We start from the raw sequence: 24,031 nt of genomic DNA, 5'->3' as shown, positions 1-24,031 counted from the left end.
TCTCCTCAAGTCCAGCCGGCGGCCGGCGTGGTCAATCCGGTGGTCTCGTCCAGGTCGAACACTCGATTCAACAACTGCATTGCGCCGCCAGCCGCACCCTTGACCAGGTTGTCGATGGCGCACATCACGGCGACCGAATCGCCGTTCGCGGCGGCGCTCAGGAACGCATAGTTGCTCGCCGCCACGTCCTTCAAGTGCGGCATCTCGTTGACCACACGCACGAACGGCTTGTCACGATAGAAGCCGCGCAACGCCTCGAGCAGCTCCGGCGTCTTGATGGGTTTGCTCGCCTTGGCTTGCACCGTGACATGAATGCCGCGCGCAAACGGTCCGGAATGCGGAACGAAATTGAATTCGGCCTGCACCTGCGAGGCGACCTGCGCCAACGCCGCGACCTCCGGGGTATGGCGATGGCCGAGCGGATTGTACGCGTACAGATCGCTATGTCGCTGCGGATGATGCGTTCCCGCTGAAGGTGTGCGGCCCGACCCGGTGCTGCCCGTCACGCCCGTAGCAAACAAACGGGGCTCGATCAGGCCCAGCGACAACAACGGCACGCTGGACAACAACAAGGCCGTGGCGAAGCAGCCCGGATGGGCGACATGCGGCGTCGTCAGCTTGCCCAAATGTTCCGGCACCGCGCAGCTGAACTGCGCGATGCGATTCGGCGCGCCGTGCGCATGCTTGTAGACTGCTTCATACGCGCCGGCCGAGCTGTAGCGATAGTCCGCCGAGATATCGATCACTCGCGGCTTGGTGCCCTTCGCTTCGGCAGCTACGAGGATCTCGTCGATGAGCTTGGCGGCCACGCCGTGCGGAGCCGCCGAGATCACGGCGGACGTCGGCAGCGAGCCGACCAGCGCCTTCACTTCATCCAGGCTCGAGAACTTGAGCTCAGGATAGATCGGCGCGAGATGCGCGAAGAACTTCGCCACCGGCTCGCCGGGCTGGCTGTCCGAGAGAATGGCCCTGAGCGCCAGGCGCGGATGCCCGGCGATCAGGCGCAACAGCTCGCCCGATACATAGCCGGTGCCGCCCAGGACGATGACAGGAATCGTTTCGCTCATTCCACTTCTTCCGTCTTGACCCGCGGCTTCAACTTCAGCGAGTCGATGACACAATCGCCCAGGGCCGCGCCGTCGGTGATGGCGTTGAACGCCGGCACCCCGAACTTGTCTTTAATGATGTTGACGCCGACGGCGTTGTCCGTGGCCGGGCCCGTCACCACCGCCGGCTCGATGCCGAACTGCTCGCGCAGCAGCTTCACGCCGCCCCACGCCGCGACCGGATCGTTCGCCGACAGCACCACCGAAGTCAGCGCGCTGCGAATATCGGGCGCGGACAGAATCGCTTCGACGCCATAGGCGCCCAGAATGCCGTCGCCCAGCTCGAACACGATCACGTCGGGCTCGCCTTGCGACATCTCGGTCAGCAGCGAGCGCGTGATCGCCGGACCGTTCTTGGCAGTGGTGGTCACCACGCCAAGATCGGTGAAGATCATGCTCCGGCGCGCGCCGGCGTCTTCCATCGCGAGAATGTCACGACGCAGGGAAACGCCGGTCGCCTTGAATGCATGCACGTTCAAGCCCCGATGCCGCATGCGAGCGACGATGGCGCACGCCGCCGCCGTCTTGCCCGCTTCCATGCAGGTGCCCGCGAGCGCCACGACCGGCACATTGCGGGTGTTCACCGCCGCGTTGTGGTCGAGGCGTCGATAACCCACACGAGCCGGCACGCCGATACGTTCCCCGAGATATGGGAACTGCAGCACTACGCCGATCACCCTGGCGTTGAACGGCGTGCCCTTTTCCGGGTTCACAGAATCGACCACGCCGAGCACGCCGCCGATGTTCAGCACCTGGATGGTGTCGCCTTCCTTGACCGAGGTCGGCAAATGACCCGAATAGCCGAACAGCGCCTGGCGATGGCCGAGCGCGCCGACGATCACGTCGCCCTTGGCGGCCTTGGCCATGCGCCCGCTGGTCAGCTCCAGGGTGTTGTAGGTCGACTTGTTGTTGAGGATCTCGACAACCAGCACCACGCCTTCCTCGCAAGGAATGTTGTCGGTGGCGACGCGCAGCTCATGCCCCAGGTTGAGGGCCTGGGTGATGGACGCGATCTTGTCGACGACTACGGTTTTCATGGCTGTGTTCAATGCACCTGTAACGTTGGAAGAAACAACTCAACCTTTGTTTTGACCCGCACGGGTCCAGAACATGCCGGGCAGGCCCACCATCTTGGAGAAGCCCAGCGCGTCGGCCGCGGTCCACTCGCCGGCCGCTTCGCCATAGACGCCCTTCGAGGCGGCCATGATCGAATAGGGTGAGGTCACGCCGGCGACGAATGCGTTGCCCGGGCGGTACTGCACCTTCACTTCGCCAGTGACGCGCGCCTGTGAATTCACGAACAGCGCTTCCATGTCGCGACACACCGGGTCCAGATGCTGGCCTTCGTGCACCAGGTCGCCGTACGGGCCGGACAACATTTCCTTGATGCGTTGCTGGCGCCCGGTCATCACCAGCTTCTCCAGCTCGCGATGCGCGCTGATCAGCACTTCGGCGGCCGGCGCCTCGAACGCCACGCGGCCCTTGGTGCCGATGATGGTGTCGCCCAGGTGGATGCCGCGGCCGACGCCGAACTTCGCGCCGATCGTTTCCAATTTCTCGATCACGCTCACCGGATCGAGTCGCGCGCCGTCCAGGCTTGCAGGCACGCCCTTCTCGAAACCGATGGTGTGAGTTTCCGCCGGCTGCGGATTGGTGAACGCATCCTTCGACAGCACCCAAGCATGATCGGGAATGCTGCCGTCGGAGGTCAGTGTTTCCTTGCCGCCGATGGTTACGCCCCACAGGCCGCGATTCACCGAGTAAGCCGCGCCATACGGAGGAATGGTGAGATTGCGATCCTGCAGGTACTGCAACTGGTCGGGGCGCTTGAACGCCTGATCGCGCACCGGCGCAAGAATGGTCAGCTCGGGCGCGAGCGTGCGCAGCGCGACTTCGAAGCGCACCTGGTCGTTGCCAGCGGCGGTGCAGCCGTGCGCGATAACCTTGGTGCCCAGCTTCTTCGCGTACTCAGCGATGGTCTGCGCCTGCATCACGCGCTCCGCGCCGACGCACAACGGATACATCTGGCCGCGCTTCACGTTGCCCATGATCAAATACTTGATCACCTGCTCGAAGTAATCCTTCTTGGCTTCGACCAGGATGTGATCCTTCGCGCCGAGCGCACGCGCGCGCTGATCCAGCACCTTCGCCGCGTCTGCATCGATGCCGCCCGTATCGACCGTGACCGTGATGATCGGCCGCTTGTAGTTCTCCGCCAGCCACGGCACCAGGAAGGAGGTGTCCAGGCCGCCGGAGAAAGCCAGCAGAATCGGTTCGTTGCCGGGAGGAAGTGTGCTCATGCTCGTTTCCGTGGAAATCAAATAGCCGGTGAGTTGGATGGGCTCGCGCTTGCGGCCGACGTGCGAATCAGATGCCCCAATCAGATGCCAAAGATGCCGCGCAGCCTTTCGCGCAGTTTCTTCTGATCTTTGGGCTCGTCGGTGGCGATGAAGATGGTGTCGTCGCCCGAAATGGTGCCGACCACTTCGTGCCAGTCCGAGCTGTCGATGGCCACCGCGACGCTTTGCGCCGTGCCGGTGGTGGTCTTGAGCACCGTGAGCGACGAGCCGGCAGTCTTGATATCGACCACGAACTTGGCGACGGCGGCGAACGGGTTGTTCGCCGCACCCGCATCCTGGGCCGGCAGAATGTACCGGTCACCGGCCTTGGCTACGCCCAGCTCGCGCAGGTCGCGGCTGACGCTGGACTGCGTGGCGTCGAAGCCCTGCTTGCGCAGCACTTTCACCAATTCATCCTGATTGCGCACGGTCGACTCTCCGATGATGCGGAGAATCGCGGCCCGTCGCGCCACCGATTGATGAATTTCTGCAGCCATGTCGCCGGTCTGTACGCCTCGCACCGAGTGGGACCGCGACAGCGGCCGGACGCCCGGATGCATAAAAAGGCGTGCATCGTGCATAATTATGCACGGGCTGTCAATAACGGCTAGGTTCAGAGTCGGGCGCGTCGACGCATCACCCGCAGGCCATCCAGGGCGAACAGGCCGAGCGCCGTCCAGATCATCGCGAAGCCGACGACACGGGGGCCGCTGAAGGGCTCGCCAAACACCAGCACCGCACACATCAGTTGCAGGCTGGGCGCGATGTACTGCAATAGTCCGACCGTGAACAACGGAATCCGCCGTGCGCCAACGGCAAACAGCACCAGCGGCACGGCGGTGAGAGGGCCGCCTAATAATAAGAGCAGGTTGATGCCGAGCGACGACTGACTCATGGCGCCGACGCCGGTGAGCTCGCACCAGATCACATAGCCGGCCGCGAACGGCAGCAATATCAGCGTCTCGCCGGTGAAGCCGGGCAGTGCTTCCACCTTGGCCACTTTGCGCACCAGGCCGTACAGGCCGAAGGTCAACGCCAGCGCCAGGGACACATAGGGCGGGCGGCCTGCCGACCAGGTCAGATACAGCACGGCGGCGGCGGCGATCATCACCGATAGCCACTGCACGCGATTGAGCCGCTCCCGAAAACACACCACGCCGAGCGCCACGTTGAGCAGCGGACCGATGAAGTAGCCGAGGCTGATTTCCACCACGTGGTTGGTGGCGATGCCCCACATGAAAATGGACCAGTTGATGGCGATGAATGCCGCCGACGCGCACAGCTTCAGTCGCGTTTGCGGATCGCCGAGCGCTTGCCACATCTGACTCACCTCGCCGCGCCAGGCCAGCCAGCAAAAGCCGAAGAGAAAGCCCCACGCCATGCGATGCGCGGTGAATTGCAGAACCGGCACGGCTTGCAACAACTTCATGTACAGAGGGAACAATCCCCACATGAGGAAGGCGGCTAGAGCGGCGGACAGACCGCGGCCATCGATGCGCGAGGCGGCGGGCGTGGCGTCGGCCACGCGGGAGGAGTCATTCATGGGGGCGGAACGGTCGGCTGGGCGGCAATGATATGTCGGCTATGCCGAAGTTGCATGTGCTCCTCGGGCGAGAGAAGCTTCCGGTCTCTCATTCGCCGTCCCGCATCCAATCCATGTCAGTGCTCGACCTTTCGCGCCGCCTGTTGGCGCTGTCACAGACCGGCCTGCATTTTTCGCAGGAGGAATACGATCGCGAGCGTTATCGCGAAATGGGCGAGATCGCCGGGCAGTTGCTGGCGCTGGAATCCCAGCAGAGTCCGGAGCAATTGCGTGCCGCCTGGATGGTGGAAGACGGGTATTCCACGCCCAAAGTGGACGTGCGCGGCGCGGTGTTTCGGGGCGATCAGGTGCTGATGGTCAAGGAACGCGTCGATGGCAAGTGGACCTTGCCAGGGGGCTGGGCCGACGTGAACGACACGCCGTCCCGCGCCGTGGAAAAAGAGATAGAGCAGGAGTCAGGGTTCACGGCGCGCGCCGTCAAGCTGGCGGCGGTCTTCGACCGCAACAAGCACAATCACCCCAAGTTCCTGTACCACGTCTGGAAGATGTTCTTTATCTGCGAAATCACCGGCGGCGACTTCCGCACCAGCTACGAAACCACGGATGTGAAGTTTTTTCCGGTGGAGCAGCTGCCGGAGCTGTCCACCGGCCGCACCACGGAGGCGCAAATCAAACGTGCGTACGTGCATCACCTCGATCGCTCGCTGCCCACCGAGTTCGACTGATACGGATCCGACCGACCGATGACTCACGAGACTGCATCGGATCTGTTGCCGCCCGAATGGTTCACCCGTGCGGTGAATGCTCCGTGCGAGTCGCGGTACGTCGATGCCGCCGGCGCGGCCATTCATTACCTGAGCTGGAACCGTCACGAAACGGACAAGCCCGGCCTGGTGCTGGCGCACGGCTTTCGTGCGCATGCGCGATGGTGGAGTTTCATCGCGCCGTTTCTCACCGAGCGCTTTCGAGTGGTGGCGCTCGATTTCGGCGGCATGGGCGACAGCGGCAATCGAGATCAATACACCCACGAGAACTATGCGCGCGATCTGCTCGCCGTGATCGACGACGCCGGTTTCGATCGTCCCGCGGTCGTGGGTCACAGCTTCGGCGGCCGGCAGGTGCTGCAAATGTGCGCCGCTCATCCGGAATGCGTCGGCCGCGCGATCGTCGTCGACTCGTTCTTCCATCTTCACGATGGCGAGCCGCGGATCCGCGCCCAGGAGCTGCGGCCGAAAAAGATCTATCCGACGTATGAAGCCGCGCGAGCGCGTTTTCGCTTGATCCCGCCGGAGAATCGAGCGGCGGGCTATGTGATCAACTACATCGCCGAACATTCCATCAAGCGAGTCGACGACGGCTATACCTGGAAGTTCGACGATACGAAGCCGCGGCTCGCCGTCCATCACAACGTTTCCGGGATGCTGGCGCGGATGGTGACGCCAGTGTCGATCGTCTATGGCGACGCCAGCGCCATCGTTTCTCATGAGCATGCGGCGGAGCTCGTCGCACTCATTCCAAACTGTCACGGCCCGATTGCGATTCCCGAATCGCACCACCACGTGATGCTGGATCAGCCGCTGTCGCTGGTTGCGGCCTTGCGAGCGCTGTTGTACTGAGCGCGATTACTGCTCGATGGTGTACTCGAAATCGGCGCTTTGGTTCTCGCCGGCTTCGGTCTTGAACACCCATTTGTCGCTGATCGTGTAACGCAGCTTCAAGGTGTTGATGGACTCGGTGAGCGAGATGCCGTAGCTGATGAACAGGCGCGGCGACAGGAACTTACCGAGCACCAAGGCCGTGTTGGAGGTGCCATCGCTGCCCAGCGAGCTTTCGACGCCGACTTCTTCCAAGCCCAGGCGCCGGCCGATCTGCGACGCCAGCAGCCCGCCGCCTTGTAACGTCAGTGTGTCGCGCGCCGAGGCCATCGTGGCGGTATCCGTGCCGGTCATGGAGTCCGGCGCTTTGCCGGTCAGAAGGTATGTGACGATCTGCGTCTGCGGCATCGTGGGATCGGAGAAGAACGACAGGCGCGGCTCCTGCAGCGTGCCGCGCACGTTCAAGCCGACGGTCACGGTTTCGATCTTGCGGCGAGCCTCGATGTCCAGGCCGGGATCGTCCAGTGGCGAAGCTTCGAACAGCAGCTGACCTTTGTTGATCTCCAGCTTCTGTCCGTAGGCTTCGTAGCGCCCATCGACCACGTTCAGCTCACCGCGTCCAATGGGGATCTCGCCGGTCTTCACTGTCGTGCCGACGGCGCCGGCGAGCCGGCCTTGCAATCCGAATGCATCGACGCGCACGTCGTCGCCGATCGCCACCTTCACTTCGCTTTGGATTGTCATGCGCCCGTCGCGCTCAGCCTCTGTCTCGTGCGTGTAACGGGCGTCATCGGAGGCGCGCACTGCGCCGGTGATCTGATTCGGTTGGACGCGAGCGCTTGGAATCAGTACGTCGCCGCTGACGCCGACGTTGTTGCCGTCGATGTTGAAGTACAGATCGGGCGAAGCGACCACACGATACTCGGGCAGATCGGCGACCAGCAGATTCTCGCCGCGCAGGTGCAGACGACCTTGTGACTTTCCCTCGCTCCAGGTGAAGGTGCCGTCGGTTTGCAATTCACCCTCGCCGGCTCGGCCGGTGCCTCGGAAGGCCAGGGCGTTGTTGGCCAGTTCAGCCACGAGGTTCAGATTGCGCAGCGCGAAGTTGACTCGATACGAGTCGAGCTCGCCGTTGGCCAGCTCGATGCGACCGTTGATCTCGGGCTCGGCTAGCGTGCCACCGATGTCTGCGTTCGCGGTGAGCAGGCCGGCGGCGTTGTCCACTTCCGAGAACACCAGCGGCAAAATGTTTGCGTCGGCCGCGCGTGCGCGCATGTCGCCGGTCAGTGGCAAATGCAGCAGGTCGTTGCTGTCATTGCGCTCGATTCGGGCGTTGGCAAACAAGAACGTGTCGGTGAATGCCTGCACACCGAACGAGAAATCGATGCGTTCCGGTCTGGCGGTGGCGGCCAGACCGCCGGTGCCGAGATTCAAAGTTTCGGGCTCGCCACCCTGGGGACGATAGATGATCGCGGCGTCGATGATGCGCATGCCCGCTTCGCCCTGCCATGACTGCTTCGGAGCGCCGAACGCGTGTACGCGGCCTTCCACCCGTCCACCATACTCGGCTTCTTCGCCCGGAGGCGGCAGCAACAAGGCGAGTGGAATTTCATAACCGGACACCGTGCCTTCCCAAGGCCCGGCGCGTTGCCATTTGCCACTGGCGCAGATGCGGCCGGCGCCGGCGATCAGGCAGAAGTTATCGAGCTGCGCGCGATCGCTGGACGCAACGAGCTTGGCGGGTTCGGCGATGGAGATCTTGTCGTCGGCCTTGCCGGTGACCAGCCTGGTGGTGGTGACTGTTGCATTCCAAAGCTTTTGATCGTAGCCGCCCACGATCTGCATCTCAGCGCTGGGCGGCGTGTCTCTCGGCGTCGCCGCCGCGCCTGTCACATTCAGGTCGATGCGATGATCGAGCGCGGTTCCCTGGCCGGTCAGCTGCATACTCGCGATCAGAGGGTCGCCCACTCCGCCCACGCGAGTGGCGGAGGCAACCAGTCGTGACGGCGATTTGCCGCTGGCGTCGATATCGCCTTCCACCGTGAGTTGTCCGGCTTGCCACCCCTGGTAGCGGATATCGTGCGCGTCCAGGTCGCCGGTGACGTGCAGCGCCTTGAGCGGGCCACTCGCTTTGCCGTTGGAAACAATCCGGCCGCTGGCCTCGGGCAACAGCCGGTCCACCGACGGCACGTTCAATGACCAGGTCGCCTCGATGGTTTCCTTCCAGATGCCATCGAGCGTGAGCCGAGCATCGGCCAGGCCCAGATTCGCGCCGCGCACCGTCCAGCCTTTGCGATCTCTTTGCACGAAGCCGCGGCCTTGAATCGGTTCGCCGCGCAAAGTGCCGCGCAGCTCGCTCACATCTGCGGTGAACACCGCTTGTTTATCGAAGCCTTCGCCCGACGCGTTTGCGATCATGTTGATGCTGCCGGGGAAGTCCTTGAACAATCCGGCCGGATTCACATTCGTGGTGCGCGTGTGAACTCGCCAGGCGCGCGGCTGCGCGAACTGCAGCTCACCGTTGCCGGTCAGCGAGCCTTCCAGTGCGTTGACCGAGTAGCTTGCGAATGTCACTTGTTCCTTCGACAACACGCCGGTGGCCGAGCCGGCGCCCGAGGGGAAGTTCGGTCCGGCCAGGCTGGCTGTGATGGTGAAGTCGTATGGCAAAGGTCCACGCAGTGTGCCGTCGCCACTTGCGCTGGTGACTATCGGGGCTCCGCGCAAGGGCCACTGGAAGTGGGCCCACTTGGCGGTGAGATCGAGCGTCGGGGCGGAGCCGTCGAACAGCAGCTGGCCGGTGGTCTGCAAAGTCGCCGGGGAATCCTGCAGCTGCAGGTTGGAATCGGTTAAAAACAATCTGCGATTGGCATACCGGCCGCTCGCCTCGACGATCAGATCCTGCTGGTCGATCTCCGGCACGCCCACCTTGCCCTTGGCGTGCACACCGTTCGGGTTCATCTCCACATCCAGAGCGATGTTACGAAAGGTCAGTGGTGGATTCTCCAGCCACGAATCGAGCAGGAACTGCTGCGAGCTGACCTTGCCCGCGATATTCCAGCTGTCTTCCGGGCGGGTGAGCACCGCCGTAGCGCGCACCATGTTAGGCTCGAGCATCTCGCCTTGCATGTTCAGCTCGTCGATGGTGCCTCGAGCCGAGGCCTTGAGCACCAGATCCACATCGGGCAGATGCAGCCGGCCGCTGGCCTCGCCTTCCAGGCCCATGGGTTGATCCCAGGCCGGGGCCGCTCGTAGCACCAGGTTGCCGGTAGCGTCGAACAGATCGGAATCGATGGCGAAGCCACGCGCGCGCAGACGATGGGAAGTGATCGTCACGCGGCCGCGCACGGTTCTGGCATCGACGGCGGTGCCGTTGAGATGCACGTAGCGTACATTGGTGAGTTCGATGTTGTGTGCATCGATGCGCAGGAACGACGGCAGGAATCTGGGCTGCCGCCTGTTCTCTGGCATATCCGCCTGGCGCACTTCGACGACTGAGTAGCGCGCGGTCACCGATCCTGCTCGCAAAGTTTGAATGAACAGCCCGCGCAGTTGCGGATCGATCACGATGTCGTTCACGACTACGTGCACGCGAGGGTGATTCAGCTCGAAGCGAGCGACACGCAGTGGACCCGAGATCGTGCCGGACACGCCTTCGATCTTTACGTTGAAGCGCTCCAGTCGCCATAGCTGACCGGCGATCAGCTGCAGTCCGGCTTCTGAATACAGCAGCACGGCCACCCCAACCAAGGGCGCCAGCAAGATCGCGGCGACAATGATCAGGATGATTCGCGTGCGCATCAGAACTGAGTCGCGATGTACAGATGAAAGCGCGGCGAGTGGTCGGGCTCGGGTTCGCGACCGGGTTCCGACAGGGCCTGGGCCACGTCGATGCCGAAGCTTGCGACCGCGATGTTGTAACGCACGCCGAGCCCGACGGAATACGCCAGCATCGGATCGTCGAAATCGTTGAAGGCATTGCCGATATCGTAGAAGGCGGCGACGCCGAAGTTGCGTGGCAGATCGCGAACGATCTCGATCGTGCCGGTGGCGAGATTGCGTCCGCCAACCGTGCGGCTTCGCTCGTCACGTGGCGAGAGTTCGTTCAGTGCGAAGCCGCGCACGCTGCCTTCACCGCCGGCGAAGAAACGTTGTGACGCGGGCAGATCCGACGTGGCCGCGATGCGGCTGATGCCCAGCTCGCTGCGTAGATGCAGGTGCCACAGCTCGCTCAGGTCGAAGACGCGCTCGCCCTTCAATCTCAGCTGCAGGAACGACGCGTCGGAGCCCAACGTTTCCGGCGAGCCGCGCAGCTCCGCCGAGAAAAAGTACGGTCGCTTGCGGCCGCCGACGATATAACTCGGCAACGTCGAGTAACTGACGCTCGGCACCAGGTAGAAGTTGGTGTTCTTGGTGCCGTCGGCTTCGGTGGTGGTTTCGTCCGAGAGCCGGACCTGCAGCACGCGCTGCCAGCGGCCCAGCACTTGCGTCAGGCCGGCGCCGACTTCGGCACGCTCGGACTGGGTGTCGCCGAGCTCTTCGTCTCTGAGCGTGCCGGTGAATTCCAGTTTCTCCAGCGCGATGTCCATGACCGGCACGATGTATCTGCCGGTGAGATCGGTGACGATGGAGGAGCCGAGCAACTCCAGCTTGAACTTGTGGCCGCTCTCGTTGACGCGTCGATTGTCCCAGGTGAACTTGCCACGCGCCCTGGTATCCGTGCCGTAACCGACCGCCGCCGCATAGCGATGTTTCCTGCTCGGCTCGGCGGTCACCCTGACCGGGACCGTGCGAGTCTCGGGATCGGGGTCGCCGCTTTCGATGTCGACGACAGAAAAGTATTGGGTGTCGTCCAGCACGTACTGCGTTCGCAGCAGCGTGTCCAGCGTGTACGGCTCGCCCGGGTGCATGCGTAACAACCGTCGCATGGCTTCATCGGTGATCACATCCTGTGCGATATCGATCTGTCCGAAGCTGTAACGCTCGCCTGTGTCGGCCTCGAGATCGACGGTCGCGCGGCGCTCGACGCGATCGATCACCAAGTCATGCTTGGTGAGTCTGGCGTCGAGATAACCCTCGTTCTTGGCCACCCGCACCAGGTTGCCTTTCACGCGCTCGTACGTGCCGTGATTCAGACGCAGGCCCGGCTTGATGTCGTCGGCTTCAACCAACTCGCGAATGATGCGATCGTTCGCGCCCGGGCCGGTGACATTGACGTTGACTTCGGACAATCGCACCGGCCGGCCGGGCTCGATGTGAATCGTCACCTTCCAGGACTCGCCTTGCTTGGCGACGTCGTAAGTGACATTCGGTTCGTAGTAGCCGAGAGGCTCGAGCGCCTGGCGCGTTTCGTTGACGATGCGCCGTTGCAAGCGGCTCATTACGTCGTCGGTGACATCGTCGCGGTCGGCGTAGCGAGTCAGGCTCAGGAAGGCGCGAACGTTGGTCTCGATGGCTTCGCTGACTTCGGGGATGTCGATATCGATCTTGGCGGCGGCCGGCAATGGCGACAGCAACGCCGCCGCCAGCACTCCCGCCATCGCACGCATCCTCGCTGTCACGAGAGCGCCGCCTTCAGCAACTATTCCGGTGAGGAATCGAAGGAAGTGTCGGTCGCGACGGTCTCGTTCGGATCCCCGGCTTCGAACCACACTTCCGGCACTTCGGTGCTGGTGAATTCGAACCGCGAGTTGCCGCTCTGGACGCCGGCGGCGTCGAAGCGACGTTCCTGGAGAATGGTGCGACCCGTGCGCTCCACCAGCAGCACGCTCGAGCAGCGCGTGCCGTAGCGCTCGTTGACGATGAAGGGCGCCGACACTACGCGCTCCCAGTCCTCAGGCAGCCCGGTGGACGGCAGGTCCGGTCCCAACGCCTGCTCGCGATCGGCGAGCATGGCGAACAGATCTTCCGGCGAGACTTCGGGTTGCGCCAGCAATGTGTTGAAGCGCTCGCGAGTGCGGGCCAATTTTGGCCACGGCGTGTCTAGCAAATGATTGCTCAGCCCGTACACGCCCGGCGCGAGGGCGGTTGGCGCACCTGGCCCACGATTGGAAAAGTAGTACAGCGCTCGACTGCCACCCACCAGGAGGTTGAAGCCCGAGTAGCGAGGCGCCGCGCCGCGCAGGTCGTCCAGGAACTCCTTCGGCGAAGTCGCACCCGTGAGGAACCTTGGCACCAGTTGCCCACGCGACGGTGCGTTTTCGACGGGCGCCTGCAAGTCACGGTAGTTGGTGACGATACCGAAACGGCCCGAGCGGGCCACGCCGAGCCAGGTGCCACCCGCCTTCAGGTCGCGCCCGCCAAGAATCCGCGGATCGTCCTGCCACCAGTTCAGCGGCGCGGCCGGACGGTCATGAAACTCGTCGCGGTTGCCGGCGAGGATCAGGCGGTAACGAGGGTGGTGTTTCCAGGCGAGGACGAGCAGGCACATGACCGGAATTGTAGAGCAGCAGTTCTAACGGTGGATGAATAGGCCCTGAAAAAGGACGCATGGCTGGCGTGATCAACGGCGCGGCAGTTGCCACAGCCGGACGCCGGGTTCCTCGCGCAGCGGCCGCGTCGCGCCCGAGTCGTACCAGTCCTCGACCAGCCGGAAGGAGATCGAATGGGTGATGGGCAGGGCGACCGCGCCGTTGGCGATGTCGGCGCGCGTCCACCAGCGCACGTCTTCGAGCTCGTCATCGACGCGCAAGATATCGGTGCGATTGGCGTACGCCGTGAAGCCGAGCATCAACGACGACGGGAAGGGCCACGGCTGCGACGAATGGTAGTCCACCGACTCCACTCCCACTCCGGTTTCCTCGTGCACCTCGCGGACGACTGCGTCTTCTAGACTCTCGCCCGGTTCGACGAAGCCGGCGATCGTGGAATAACGGCCGGGCGGCCACGACGCCTGCCGACCCAGCAGGGCGCGTTCGCCGTCCGTGACCAGGACGATCACCGCCGGATCGATGCGCGGAAACTGCTGCGAACGGCACGCTTCGTTACTGCATCTGAGCACATGGCCGCTCTCGCTCGGTTGCGTCGGCGAGCCGCATCGGCCGCAGAATCGATGGGTGTCGCGCCAGTGGATCATGGCGCGAGCGTAGGCGAGCAGGCCGGCCTCTTCGGGTGGCAGCGCGCCGGCGATCATGCGCAGATCCTGGAAGTCCACGGTGGGGTCGGTCAGCTGCGGGCGTTCGCCCGACAGACCGACGGCAAAAACGGCTTGCCCGCGGAACTCGCCCAGCCAGACCAACTCGCGTGGATCCACGCCGGGCAGTGCCTGTATGCCAGTCACGAAGTGGGCGGTCAGCAGCTCGCCCCGGCGCAGGATGGAGCTGCGCGTTTCCCACACGGGAACGAACAGCGTCTCCGGATTGGCGAGCGCGGCCTGCAGAAGAGCTTCGTCCTTGCGACGATGCGCGGCGCGTTCGAGATACGGACCGGCGAGAGTGTTTGGCGGGCGCGGTGGCATGCCCTCAGTCTATCAGCCGTGCGACACCGCGCGGGAATTCGAACATTGGCGAAGCCGGCGCGACTTTCTGCAGCGAGCGCGCATCCGTTTCAATCTGCAGGTTGGGCAGGTGTGGCGCCATACATTGAAGCGGTTCCGCAGGTAGTAGCTGTCGCAATGTCTGCAGCGCGCGGGTTGCAGTTCACCGTTTCGGTTGAGGAGCTGTAACAGAAACCATGCATGCTCGAACGATAACGTTGGCGAGTCGAGCAGCTGCTGGTGCGTTTCATAGGCGTCACAGAACAGGCGACCGTACTCGACCGCGCTGATCTGCAGGCGGGGGGATTTCTTTGCTTCTCCTTGCAACAAGCCAAATGCTGCGAAGGCGCTAGCGAGCAGCGACGATTCGAACTGCGCTCGGGTGTTTCGGATGAAGAATGTCGTTTGGCGCGGCGACTTCCCGCGGCGTCGTCTCACGGGCCCTTCGCTCAGCTCGTGCGCGTACGAGCGATAGAGACGTCGAATGCGATCGTCGGTGAGGCCCGTGCACTCGCGAATCGTGCACGTCCGCGCTTCGTGACGAATCATGCGAAGCGCGAGATCTTGTCGATGACGCTCGTGGCGATAGGAATCGTTGCTGTGGTTCATGAGAACTTCCTTGTTCGAGAGGTCGGCCGTTGACTTGTCTTCCGGATGGGAGTCGGGGGTAGTGTCGTCCGTATTGACCTGCGCGTAAATAGGGAATTTAAATCTGCACGCTCTCTCAACTACGCAGGACGCCGTATGTCACAAGCTCACATGGAAGAATCTGTAACGAACAACGATGCTCTCGCGCCGGTGCTGGATCCGGCGCTGCTCGCGCGCATACATCAGCTGAATCTGGACTATCTGGAATTGCTCGTTTCGGAGCGCGACACTGCTCCGGGCGTTTCCCAGCTGCAGTACCTGCCGCCACGACAACGCGCGGCGATGGCGCTGTTATCGCCAGAAGCTTTGCGCTCCGTCGCAGCTATGCCCTATACGTTGTATTCGCTGGGCTTCGAAGATGAGAAGTTCTGGAGCGCTGTGTCGGTGAATGCCACCGCGGTCAGGCCGGATGTCCTGACGCATCGATACGCACGTATGGGAGATGAATCAGCGCACTATGTGTTTTGTGAGTTGGCGCTGTTCCATGCGTGGCACGTCGCGGCTACCAACATCATGGCCGCTCGCGTCGTCTACGCTATGCCCTACGCCACCGCGCAGCGCCTCGCGCGCACGCCTCTGTGGCAGATCCGGTGCATCGCTGCGAGTTACGGCATGCTGATGATGCCTCGCTGGCCTACCAACACCGCGTTCTGGCCCGATCTCATTCGCTTCGCCGGCATGAACGACACTCGCCGTCTGCAAATCACTCGCCTGCAAGGCCTGCAACTCATCGCCCAGGAACTCGAAGTCGCCTGCGAACTAAGCCGCCCTCGCACCCCCATCGTCGCCTCCCCTCGCCTCCGCGCTCGGAAACTTCAGATGGCGCCTCGCGTGACTTCCAACCCAACTTCTTTCCATGTCGAGGATCCCAAACCTAAATGACTCATAACCGAACCGCGTGCAAATGTAACTAGAGTTGTATGGCTCGCGATATGCCTTAAGTGTAAGTCGCGGACGTTATGTCTCTGCTGCAGGGCTCCAACGCAGGCTACCGCCTTGATGTAGCGAATTGCGACATCAAGTTGGTTCCTGCGGGCTGGCCCACTTAGCGAGGGTCGCGAGAGCGCAGGGAGCTTGCGCGAGAGACGGCGGAGCTGCCGAATTTTGCACGGATGTCGTCGAGGGCGGCGTCGAGATGTTGGTTGCGTTTGGACTCCGGCATGGAGAACAGGTCGAGTTGGGGTTGGGCGGTGAGGTCGCCGGCGCCGACGCCGAGGAGGCGGATGGGGGTGTGAGGTTGGGCGGCGAGCCATTCGTCGAGGAGTTTCGCGGCGGCGGCCGCGAGGGGGCGGGTTTCTTGGGTGGCGGGCCGGACCGCGCATTGGCGGGTGTATGTTTTGAAGTCGTGACGACGAATCTTCACGGTCACGCGCTCAGACAACCAGCCCTGCGCGCGCAGCCGCGCAGCGGTGCGGTCAGCGAGCTCCGCGAGTTCGGCGTGAAGCTTTGACGGATCGACAATGTCCCTGTCGAACGTAGTTTCCGAGGAAATCTGTTTCTCGTCGTAATCCGGAATCACCGGCCGATCGTCTTCGCCCGCCGCGCGAGCTTTGATCTGCGCGGCGTACTTGCCGAAAACTGAGCGAAGCGTGGCCTCGGGTGCGAGACGAAGGTCGCGAAGAGTGACGATGCCGAAGCGCTCGAGCAGCGGCGCGGTTTTATTACCAAGGCCATGCAAGCGACGAATTGGTAACGGATCCAAGATCGCCGTCACCTGATCGGGAGGAACGACGACCAGCCCATCCGGCTTCCGCAAGTCCGACGCAATCTTCGCAACCAGTTTGTTGGGGGCAACGCCCACCGACGCGGTCAGCTGCGTCTGCTGAAGAATGAGCTGTTTGATCTGCTTCGCGATGGATTCCGCGGAGCCGAGCGCGCGCTCACTTTGAGTCACGTCCAGGAACGCTTCATCGAGCGACAGCCCCTGAACCAGCGGCGTGAAGCGATGAAAGATCTCGAAGACCGTGTTGGAAACCGCCTTGTACTGATCGAACCGCGGCTTCACGCACACCGCATGCGGACAGCGTCGCAAAGCTTCGCGCATCGGCATGGCGGAATGCACGCCGTACTTGCGCACTTCGTAGGAAGCGGCCGCGACGACGCCACGTCCGCCGAGGCCGCCCACGATCACAGGTTTGCCGCGCAACTCGGGATTGTCGCGCATCTCCACGGACGCGTAGAACGCGTCCATGTCGACATGCAGGATGGATCGCGTCACTTCACCGTGATCGTGATTTTCTTCGACGCCACCACCGGGTCGTGCGGGATGTGGCCGAAGTCACCGAGCAACAGCTGCAACGTGTGCTTGCCGGGCTTGAGCTCGAGTGTGGTCTCGGTCTGGCCCTTGCCGAAGTGCACGTGCTGCGCGTCCGTCGGAATGGGAGCTCCGAGCGGCGGCAGATCCGCGTCGATGATGAGGTGATGATGACCCGTGTTGTCGAACGTGATCCCGGCCGGGGCGATGCCCATGCCCTTGAGGCCGAACTTCACGGTCACGGGACTGGTAACGGTCGCGCCATCCGCGGGCGCGATGAAGTAAACCTCCGCGCCCGCGGGCGAGGGCGTCCGCTGCGCATCGGCCATGGCCATACCGGCGAGGCCGAAGCCCGCGCCGAGCGAAACAACAGCCGCGGCGAGCGCGATTCGAGTCTTCAATGCCTGGTTCATTCTTGGAGCATCCTTAGCGACGTCAAGGTAAGGCATTTTGCCACGTCGCAGCTCAAGACTGCTGAACAGGCTTACGCGTTGCTCACCCGAGCCGGTCGCATCTCCACGGGCTGCTGGCCCGCCGCCAGATCCTCCGTGGCGAAGTCGTCGACGTTGATGATGTCCATCACGCGCCGGTCATAGTCACGCAACATCGCCGCTTCCGTCTCGGACACGATGCCCGCGGCCAGCGCCTGCTGAATTTGACCTGGCAGATCGAGCGCGGTGATTTTCCCAGTCTTCACGCCCTCGACACGGATGCGCTTCTCCAGCGGCTCCGCCGTTTCGCTCAACAGCAACGCTTCATGCAGCAAGCCGAGCGGATTGGTGGGCTCGACGGTGCGATACACGCCGTCCGTCAGACGGTCGCGAGTCACAGTCGGATGCATGACCTGCTTGACCAGCTCGTGGCTCAGCGGATCCGAAGGCGCGTGATACGTTTGACCGCGCGGGAAGATGAATACTCGCATGAACCCCGCGATGAAGCGGTTCGGGAAGTTGCGCAGAAAGCTGTGCAGTTGTTCCTGAGCTTTATAGAGCAGGTTGCGGCAAGCCCATTCCACCAGCGGCAGATCCGCCTCTTGCCGACCCTGGTTCTCGTAGTGCTTGAGCACCATCGACGCCAGGTACATGCACGACAGGACATCGGCGAGCCGCGCCGACAGGCTTTCCTTCTTCTTGAGATAGCCGCCCAAGGTCAGCATGGCCACGTCGGTGGCAAACGCGAACGAGGCGCTGAAGCGATTGATGTGCTGATAGAAGCGCTGAGTCGCGCCCGTGTCCGGCACGCGAGAGAAGCGCGCCAGCGTCAACGCCATCACCATCGAGCGCACCGCGTTGCTGATCGTGAAGCCGATATGCCCAAACAGCGCGGCGTCGAATTCGATCAGGCCTTTGCGCTTGTCCTTCTCGCGCGCGGCATTCATCTCACGCAATACGAACGGGTGGCAGCGGATCGCGCCCTGGCCGAAGATGATCAGACTGCGCGTCAGCAGGTTGGCGCCTTCCACGGTGATCGCCACCGGCACCAGCTGATAACCGCGCCCGAGATAATTCTTGGGCCCGAGGCAGATGCCCTTGCCGCCGTGGATGTCCATCGCATCGTTGGCGATCACGCGACCGTATTCGGTCAGGTGATACTTCAGCATGGCCGAGGGCACCGACGGCTTTTCGCCGCCATCGATTGCGCCAGCAGTGACCGAGCGGGCCGCGTCCATGATGTACGTGGTACCGGTCATGCGAGCCAGCACTTCCATCACGCCTTCGAACTGGCCAACCGAAACATTGAACTGCCGGCGAATGCGCGAGTACGCGCCAGTGGCGAACACTGCCGCTTTGGCGGCGCCCGTGGCGCTGGAGGGCAGCGAGATGCAACGTCCCACCGACAATTGCTCGACCAGCATGCGCCAGCCCTGGCCGGCCATCTTCACGCCGCCGATCAGGAAGTCGAGCGGCACGAACACGTCCTTGCCCTGGATCGGTCCGTTCTGGAACGGCGCATTCATCGGGAAGTGACGACGACCGATGGTGATGCCCGGCGTGTTGCGCGGAATCAGCGCGCAGGTGATGCCGTAATCGGTCTTGTCCTCGCCCAGCAGCTTGTCGGGATCGAACAGCTTGAACGCCAGACCGATCACCGTCGCGATCGGCGCCAGCGTGATGTAACGCTTGCTGAAGTTCAGCCGCACGCCGACGATCTCGCGACCTTCGAACATCCCTTTGCAAACGACGCCGGTGTCCGGAATCGAAGCCGCATCGGAGCCGGCTCGTGGTCCGGTCAACGCGAAGCACGGAATCTCTTCGCCGCGCGCCAATCGCGGCAGGTAGTAATCGCGTTGTTCCTGAGTGCCGTAATGGAGCAGCAACTCGCCAGGGCCGAGCGAGTTGGGCACCGCCACCGTGGATGCAACCACGCCGGAACGACTCGAAAGTTTCACCAGCACGCACGAGTGCGCGTACGCCGAAAACTCCAGGCCGCCATATTTCTTCGGGATGATCATGGCGAAGAAGCCTTTGCTCTTCACGTACTCCCAGATGTGCGGCGGCAGATCGGCGCGACGGTGGGTGATGTCCCAGTCGTCGATCATGCGGCACAGCTCCTCGCACGGACCGTCGATGAACGCCTGCTCTTCCGCGGTGAGCTTGGGCGCGGCGGCCGACAACAGCTTTTCCCAATCCGGGCCGCCGGTGAACAACTCGCCGTCCCACCACACGGTGCCGGCTTCCAATGCATCTTTTTCGGTTTGTGACATCGACGGCAGCATGCGTCGATAGGTGCGCAGGAACGGGCGCGAGATGAAACGAATGCGGAGCGTATCGATGTTCAAGAACACCAGCACGCCCAGGATGCTCCACAACACGATCAGCCAGGCGGTCGAGCCTGCGCCGAACAAGGCATAGGCGAGCAGGCCGGCGCCGTAGGCCAGCGTGGTCGTCAGCAAGGAGGCGCGGTTGTAGGCGAGCGTCAGGGCGCCCAGCACGAACAAGACAAACCAGATCACGCTGCTCACGACATGAACCTCTGCGAAGCTGTGCGCGGCACGCCGGAAGGGGCGGCGAAATTTCAGTCGGAATGTCCGACAATGCAGGCGTGGCGTGCCCGTCGCGCGGTGCCGACGACAGTAGCCTGCGCGGCGTATGACAGCAAGTCGGACGTGGCACAAAAACAAACGGCGAGCGCATCGTATGAGACGCGCTCGCCGTTGGCTGGTACGAACCTGCCGGGACTTGTCTGGATCAGATCAACTCTTTGACGCCGTCCTTCTCTTCCAGCAGTTCCTTATGCGTGGCGTCCATGCGCTGGCGGCTGAAGTCGTTGATCTGCAGGCCCTGCACGATCTGATAGTCGCCATCCTTGCAGGTCACCGGATAACCGTAGATGACACCTTCCGGAATGCCATAGCTGCCATCCGACGGCACGGCCATGCTGACCCAGTCGCCTTCCGGAGTGCCCAGCACCCAATCGCGAATGTGATCGATGGCGGCCGAGGCGGCCGAGGCGGCCGACGACTGACCGCGCGCCTTGATGATCGCCGCGCCGCGCTGCTGCACGACCGGAATGAATGTTTCGGCGTACCACTTCTGATCCACCAGCGACAGCGCCTGTTTGCCGTCCACCAGCGTGTGGTGCAGGTCGGGATACTGAGTGGCCGAGTGATTGCCCCAGATGATGGCCTTCTTGATCTGCGTGCTGTGCGAGCCGGTCTTCTCGGCCAGCTGCGACAACGCGCGGTTGTGATCGAGACGAACCATCGCGGTGAAGTTGCGGGGGTTCAGGCCGGGCGCGTTGCGCTGGGCGATCAACGCATTGGTGTTCGCCGGGTTGCCGACGACCAGCACGCGCACGTTGCGATTCGCAACCGCGTCGAGGGCCTTGCCCTGAGCCGAGAAAATCTGCGCGTTGGCGAGCAGCAGATCTTTACGTTCCATGCCCGGGCCGCGCGGCCGCGCGCCGACCAGCAGCGCCACATCGCAATCCTTGAATGCAACTTTGGCGTCGTCGGTAGCGACAATCTTGTTGAGGGTCGGGAAGGCGCAGTCGTTGAGCTCCATCACTACACCTTGCAGCGCGTTCAGCGCCGGCGTGATTTCGAGCAGGTGCAGGTTGATCGGCTGATCCGGGCCGAGCATGGCGCCGGAGGCGACACGGAACGCGAGGGCATAGCCGATCTGGCCGGCCGCGCCGGTGATGGCAACATTGACGGGCTTTTTCATGGACCGCAGCTCCAAGGTACGACGAGATGCATCGAAGGGGCGCGAATTCTAGCGTTTTCGGCGCCGTTAGACGCGTCAGGCGGCTTTATTGTCCGGTGAACGCAGCCTTCGCTCGCCGCGTCGGCAGCTCAATCGGTTGAATCGGCTGGAGAAAATTGCCGGCCTTGGGTTGCCCTGGCGGGCCCGGGCGACTATCGTGATCCGCCTCACGCGCGCCAGGGCTGGCCGAGACAACGCTGGCCATGGTGAAACTTTCAGGCGCGGCGCGACGTTAAGCAACGTTGTAGCCAAAGCATAAGCCGCAGATTTCTGCAGGTGCCACACGAGTACATGGACTAGATGAAACGACTTGTCTGCGTTTCCAACCGAATCTCACTGCCGCGCAAGTCGGCTGCGCCGGGCGGGCTGGCGGTGGGGATTCTCAGCGCCCTGAAGCGTACCGGTGGATTGTGGTTCGGTTGGGGCGGCGAGACGTGCGAGGGCGAGCCGGGCGAGCCCGATATTCATATTCGCGAAGGCGTGACCTACGCCACCATCGAGCTGCGCAAACACGAGTTCGAGCTTTACTACAACGGTTACTCGAACGACGTGCTGTGGCCGTTGTTTCATTACTTCTCCAAGGGCATGCGCTATTCCAACGAGCAGCGCGAGGCCTACGAGAACGTCAACCGGATCTTCGCGCAGCGCTTGCTGCCTTTGTTGCAGCCTCGCGATCTGATCTGGGCCCACGACTATCACTTGATTCCGCTGGGCCGACGTCTGCGGGAGCTCGGCGTGCAGCAGCCGCTCGGGTTTTTCCTGCACATTCCGTTTCCCAACATCGAGATGCTGCGCGTGCTGCCGTGTTATGCGGAGCTACTGCGCGATCTCACCAGTTATGACGTGGTCGGCTTTCAGACGCAGAACGATCTGCGTTCGTTTCACAGCGGCATCGAACATTTGTTCGGCGCCGACGCGCTGCGCTCGGACGGTCGCATCCGCATCGGCGATCGTTTGATCCGGGCCGAAGTGTTCCCTATAGGCATCGATGTCGGGGCGGTCGAAGCCGAGGCCATCGACGCCAGCGCCACCGAAGTCGTGCGTCGCATGACCGACAGCTTGATGGGCCGCTCGTTGATGATGGGCGTGGATCGTCTGGACTACAGCAAGGGACTGGTGGAGCGCTTTTCAGCCTATCAGCAGTTTCTCGAGACGCACCCCGAGAATCTCGGCCGCATCACATATTTGCAGATTGCGCCGCTGTCGCGCACCGACGTGCGCGCCTACGCGGAAATTCGTCAGGCGCTCGAGCAGGCGGCGGGCAGAACCAACGGACGTTTCGCCGACACCGACTGGACGCCGATCCGTTATCTGAATCGTAACTTCCCGCACGCCACGCTGATGGGCTTCATTCGCGCGGCCAAAGTGGGCCTGGTGACACCGCTGCGCGATGGCATGAATCTGGTGGCGAAGGAGTTCGTCGCCGCTCAGGATCCCGCGGATCCGGGTGTGTTGATCTTGTCCAGTCTCGCAGGCGCCGCGCGCGAGCTGACGTCGGCGCTGCTCGTGAATCCCTATGATGTTCGCGGCGTCAGTCATGCGATGCAGGCGGCGCTGTCGATGCCCCTCAACGAGCGGCGCGAGCGTCACGCCGACATGATGAAAGTGCTCCGTCGCAACGACATCGCCGCCTGGACACGGCGCTTCATGGAAGCGCTCGAACAGGCGCAGGTCGCCGACAGCCGTGTGCGGGCCATCACCAGCGTCAAGCACACCGCCATTTGATCAGGGCCGTTCGATCAGATACTTCGCGGCGCCGGACCCGGTTCGCCCTCGCTCATCGGATTGGAGCGCGCCTGCTCCACGTAGTACACCCGCTGCGGTGTCGAAAACACGATGCGTTCCTTGTCGAACCATTCCACTAGCCGCAGGTTGATGTCCTGCAGGATGTCCATGTGTTTGCCGTAGTTGTTGGTGAGCACGAAGTACACCGCTTCGAAGTCGAACGACGACGGGCCGATCTTGGCAAAGTGCGCGCGGTCGAACCTGATCGGCTCGTGAGATTCGATCAGCTCGCGCAGCTTGCCGGCGATCATCCGTAACTTCGCCACCGGCGTTTGTTGATCGACGCTGACATTGATCACCACGCGTCGCTGCACCAGTCGTGAGTGGTTGCGCACGCGGCTGCTGAGCAGATTCGCGTTCGGCATGATGATCTGCTCGCCATTCACGCTGCGCAGGCGAGTGCTCTTCACACCAATGTATTCGACCGTGCCGCTGAAGTCGTCGACCTGCAGGGCGTCGCCGACTACGAACGGCCGGTCGAGCGTGATGGATAGCGACGCGAACAAGTCGCCGAGGATGTTCTGCGCCGCCAGGGCTACCGCGATGCCGCCGATACCCAGACCGGCCAGCAGCGGCTTGATCTGAATGCCCAGGTTGTCCAGGGTCAACAGCAGAACGAACGACCAGATCGTGGCGCGTGCAAGGAAGCCGATGATCCCTATCGAGCTCGCGGCCGCCGCGTCAGTAGCCAGCGTCGCGCGTTGTTTGCGAGCCAGCGCGGCCACGACGGCTACCGTGGCCCACAGCCCGATCTGCCAGAACACCGCGATAGTGAAGATGGTCAGCAACGCCTTGCTGACCGCCACGGGCAGCTTGAGCCATTGCGCGCCTATGAACAGCGCCGCGATGATCAGGAACAGCACCGTCGTACGGCTGGCGATGCGCAATGGCAGCTCCAGTAACTCGATCTCCGGCGTCGCGGCCAGCTTTTCGTACCGGGCGCGCACGGCGCGGCGGACCAGCAGCAGAATCAGGAACGCAGCCACGGCGATGCCGCCGGCCACTGTCAGCTGCCATAGGGTGTTGCCCATGTAAGTGGCGTCCACCAGCTGCTCGACTTCGTTCATCAGCAAGCCCGCCCCACA

At 63.0% G+C, this 24,031-nt stretch carries 19 protein-coding genes; 4 read left to right on the top strand and 15 right to left on the bottom strand.

Annotated elements, in window-relative coordinates; translation table 11 throughout:
- Positions 1–5 precede the first annotated feature (5 nt).
- The 5 genes from argC to rarD form a co-directional block, all read right to left on the bottom strand.
- Positions 6–1,067, bottom strand: a complete 1,062-nt coding sequence (gene argC, locus JM946_RS04215; protein ID WP_203165882.1) for an N-acetyl-gamma-glutamyl-phosphate reductase — start codon at positions 1,065–1,067, stop codon at positions 6–8.
- Positions 1,064–2,143 (bottom strand): hypothetical protein, encoded by a 1,080-nt coding sequence (locus tag JM946_RS04210; RefSeq protein ID WP_203165881.1) that lies wholly within the window; start codon positions 2,141–2,143, stop codon positions 1,064–1,066. The genes argC and JM946_RS04210 overlap by 4 nt, the downstream gene beginning before the upstream one ends.
- A 39-nt stretch (positions 2,144–2,182) precedes the next feature.
- Entirely contained in the window at positions 2,183–3,406 is a 1,224-nt protein-coding gene (argG, locus tag JM946_RS04205; RefSeq protein ID WP_203165880.1) for an argininosuccinate synthase, read from the bottom strand.
- Positions 3,407–3,486: 80 nt separating this feature from the next.
- On the bottom strand, positions 3,487–3,942 hold the full coding sequence (locus tag JM946_RS04200; RefSeq protein ID WP_203165879.1) for an arginine repressor: 456 nt from the start codon (positions 3,940–3,942) through the stop codon (positions 3,487–3,489).
- A 116-nt stretch (positions 3,943–4,058) separates the two neighbouring features.
- Entirely contained in the window at positions 4,059–4,988 is a 930-nt protein-coding gene (gene rarD, locus JM946_RS04195) for an EamA family transporter RarD (RefSeq protein ID WP_203165878.1), read from the bottom strand.
- Positions 4,989–5,101: 113 nt separating this feature from the next.
- Here rarD and JM946_RS04190 point away from each other — a divergent pair, with 113 nt between their 5' ends.
- Together JM946_RS04190 and JM946_RS04185 are read left to right on the top strand one after the other, a co-directional pair.
- A complete protein-coding gene (locus JM946_RS04190) occupies positions 5,102–5,713 on the top strand; it encodes an NUDIX hydrolase (protein ID WP_203165877.1) in 612 nt (203 codons plus the stop codon).
- Between the two features lie 18 nt (positions 5,714–5,731).
- The gene (locus tag JM946_RS04185; RefSeq protein WP_203165876.1) at positions 5,732–6,604 is read left to right on the top strand and encodes an alpha/beta fold hydrolase; all 873 of its coding nucleotides are present in this window, start codon (positions 5,732–5,734) and stop codon (positions 6,602–6,604) included.
- A gap of 6 nt (positions 6,605–6,610) precedes the next feature.
- On the opposite strand, the gene JM946_RS04180 is transcribed toward JM946_RS04185, so the two are convergent.
- From JM946_RS04180 to JM946_RS04160, 5 genes are all read right to left on the bottom strand, one after another.
- Positions 6,611–10,381, bottom strand: a complete 3,771-nt coding sequence (locus JM946_RS04180) for a translocation/assembly module TamB domain-containing protein (RefSeq protein WP_203165875.1) — start codon at positions 10,379–10,381, stop codon at positions 6,611–6,613.
- Positions 10,381–12,120, bottom strand: coding sequence for an autotransporter assembly complex protein TamA (locus JM946_RS04175; RefSeq protein ID WP_203165874.1), 1,740 nt, complete (start codon positions 12,118–12,120; stop codon positions 10,381–10,383). The genes JM946_RS04180 and JM946_RS04175 overlap by 1 nt, the downstream gene beginning before the upstream one ends.
- A 41-nt stretch (positions 12,121–12,161) precedes the next feature.
- Positions 12,162–13,010 carry an NRDE family protein gene (locus tag JM946_RS04170; protein WP_203165873.1) on the bottom strand — a complete coding sequence of 283 codons (849 nt, stop codon included), beginning with the start codon at positions 13,008–13,010 and terminating at the stop codon, positions 12,162–12,164.
- 72 nt (positions 13,011–13,082) lie between these two features.
- On the bottom strand, positions 13,083–14,036 hold the full coding sequence (nudC, locus tag JM946_RS04165; protein WP_203165872.1) for an NAD(+) diphosphatase: 954 nt from the start codon (positions 14,034–14,036) through the stop codon (positions 13,083–13,085).
- Positions 14,037–14,048: 12 nt separating this feature from the next.
- Entirely contained in the window at positions 14,049–14,663 is a 615-nt protein-coding gene (locus JM946_RS04160; protein ID WP_203165871.1) for a FlhC family transcriptional regulator, read from the bottom strand.
- Positions 14,664–14,798: 135 nt separating this feature from the next.
- Between JM946_RS04160 and JM946_RS04155 the strand changes: the two genes are divergently transcribed.
- On the top strand, positions 14,799–15,584 hold the full coding sequence (locus JM946_RS04155; protein WP_203165870.1) for a hypothetical protein: 786 nt from the start codon (positions 14,799–14,801) through the stop codon (positions 15,582–15,584).
- Between the two features lie 163 nt (positions 15,585–15,747).
- Here the strand turns inward: JM946_RS04155 and dinB are convergent, their stop codons facing one another.
- The 4 genes from dinB to JM946_RS04135 form a co-directional block, all read right to left on the bottom strand.
- Entirely contained in the window at positions 15,748–16,920 is a 1,173-nt protein-coding gene (gene dinB, locus JM946_RS04150; protein ID WP_203165869.1) for a DNA polymerase IV, read from the bottom strand.
- A complete protein-coding gene (locus JM946_RS04145) occupies positions 16,917–17,369 on the bottom strand; it encodes a DUF4399 domain-containing protein (RefSeq protein ID WP_203165868.1) in 453 nt (150 codons plus the stop codon). Before JM946_RS04145 ends, dinB begins: the two co-directional genes overlap by 4 nt.
- Before the next feature lie 71 nt (positions 17,370–17,440).
- Entirely contained in the window at positions 17,441–19,918 is a 2,478-nt protein-coding gene (locus JM946_RS04140) for an acyl-CoA dehydrogenase (protein WP_203165867.1), read from the bottom strand.
- Between the two features lie 226 nt (positions 19,919–20,144).
- Entirely contained in the window at positions 20,145–21,122 is a 978-nt protein-coding gene (locus tag JM946_RS04135) for a malate dehydrogenase (protein WP_203165866.1), read from the bottom strand.
- 339 nt (positions 21,123–21,461) lie between these two features.
- Between JM946_RS04135 and JM946_RS04130 the strand changes: the two genes are divergently transcribed.
- Positions 21,462–22,886 (top strand): alpha,alpha-trehalose-phosphate synthase (UDP-forming), encoded by a 1,425-nt coding sequence (locus JM946_RS04130; RefSeq protein WP_203165865.1) that lies wholly within the window; start codon positions 21,462–21,464, stop codon positions 22,884–22,886.
- Between the two features lie 14 nt (positions 22,887–22,900).
- Here the strand turns inward: JM946_RS04130 and JM946_RS04125 are convergent, their stop codons facing one another.
- Positions 22,901–24,013: a mechanosensitive ion channel family protein gene (locus tag JM946_RS04125; protein ID WP_203165864.1), complete on the bottom strand. Its 1,113-nt coding sequence runs from the start codon at positions 24,011–24,013 to the stop codon at positions 22,901–22,903.
- Positions 24,014–24,031 lie beyond the last annotated feature (18 nt).

The sequence above is a fragment of the Steroidobacter gossypii genome (assembly GCF_016801985.1).
Lineage (GTDB): Bacteria > Pseudomonadota > Gammaproteobacteria > Steroidobacterales > Steroidobacteraceae > Steroidobacter > Steroidobacter gossypii.
The sequence above is the reverse complement of the archived record's forward strand: the minus strand, read 5'-3'. Positions and strand labels throughout refer to the sequence as shown.

Coding starts and splice junctions, on each gene's coding strand:
- argC (WP_203165882.1), bottom strand. CDS start 1,067: ATGAGCGAAACGATTCCTGTCATCGTCCTGGGCGGCACCGGCTATGTA.
- JM946_RS04210 (WP_203165881.1), bottom strand. CDS start 2,143: ATGAAAACCGTAGTCGTCGACAAGATCGCGTCCATCACCCAGGCCCTC.
- argG (WP_203165880.1), bottom strand. CDS start 3,406: ATGAGCACACTTCCTCCCGGCAACGAACCGATTCTGCTGGCTTTCTCC.
- JM946_RS04200 (WP_203165879.1), bottom strand. CDS start 3,942: ATGGCTGCAGAAATTCATCAATCGGTGGCGCGACGGGCCGCGATTCTC.
- rarD (WP_203165878.1), bottom strand. CDS start 4,988: ATGAATGACTCCTCCCGCGTGGCCGACGCCACGCCCGCCGCCTCGCGC.
- JM946_RS04190 (WP_203165877.1), top strand. CDS start 5,102: ATGTCAGTGCTCGACCTTTCGCGCCGCCTGTTGGCGCTGTCACAGACC.
- JM946_RS04185 (WP_203165876.1), top strand. CDS start 5,732: ATGACTCACGAGACTGCATCGGATCTGTTGCCGCCCGAATGGTTCACC.
- JM946_RS04180 (WP_203165875.1), bottom strand. CDS start 10,381: ATGCGCACGCGAATCATCCTGATCATTGTCGCCGCGATCTTGCTGGCG.
- JM946_RS04175 (WP_203165874.1), bottom strand. CDS start 12,120: ATGGCGGGAGTGCTGGCGGCGGCGTTGCTGTCGCCATTGCCGGCCGCC.
- JM946_RS04170 (WP_203165873.1), bottom strand. CDS start 13,010: ATGTGCCTGCTCGTCCTCGCCTGGAAACACCACCCTCGTTACCGCCTG.
- nudC (WP_203165872.1), bottom strand. CDS start 14,036: ATGCCACCGCGCCCGCCAAACACTCTCGCCGGTCCGTATCTCGAACGC.
- JM946_RS04160 (WP_203165871.1), bottom strand. CDS start 14,663: ATGAACCACAGCAACGATTCCTATCGCCACGAGCGTCATCGACAAGAT.
- JM946_RS04155 (WP_203165870.1), top strand. CDS start 14,799: ATGTCACAAGCTCACATGGAAGAATCTGTAACGAACAACGATGCTCTC.
- JM946_RS04145 (WP_203165868.1), bottom strand. CDS start 17,369: ATGAACCAGGCATTGAAGACTCGAATCGCGCTCGCCGCGGCTGTTGTT.
- JM946_RS04135 (WP_203165866.1), bottom strand. CDS start 21,122: ATGAAAAAGCCCGTCAATGTTGCCATCACCGGCGCGGCCGGCCAGATC.
- JM946_RS04130 (WP_203165865.1), top strand. CDS start 21,462: ATGAAACGACTTGTCTGCGTTTCCAACCGAATCTCACTGCCGCGCAAG.
- JM946_RS04125 (WP_203165864.1), bottom strand. CDS start 24,013: ATGAACGAAGTCGAGCAGCTGGTGGACGCCACTTACATGGGCAACACC.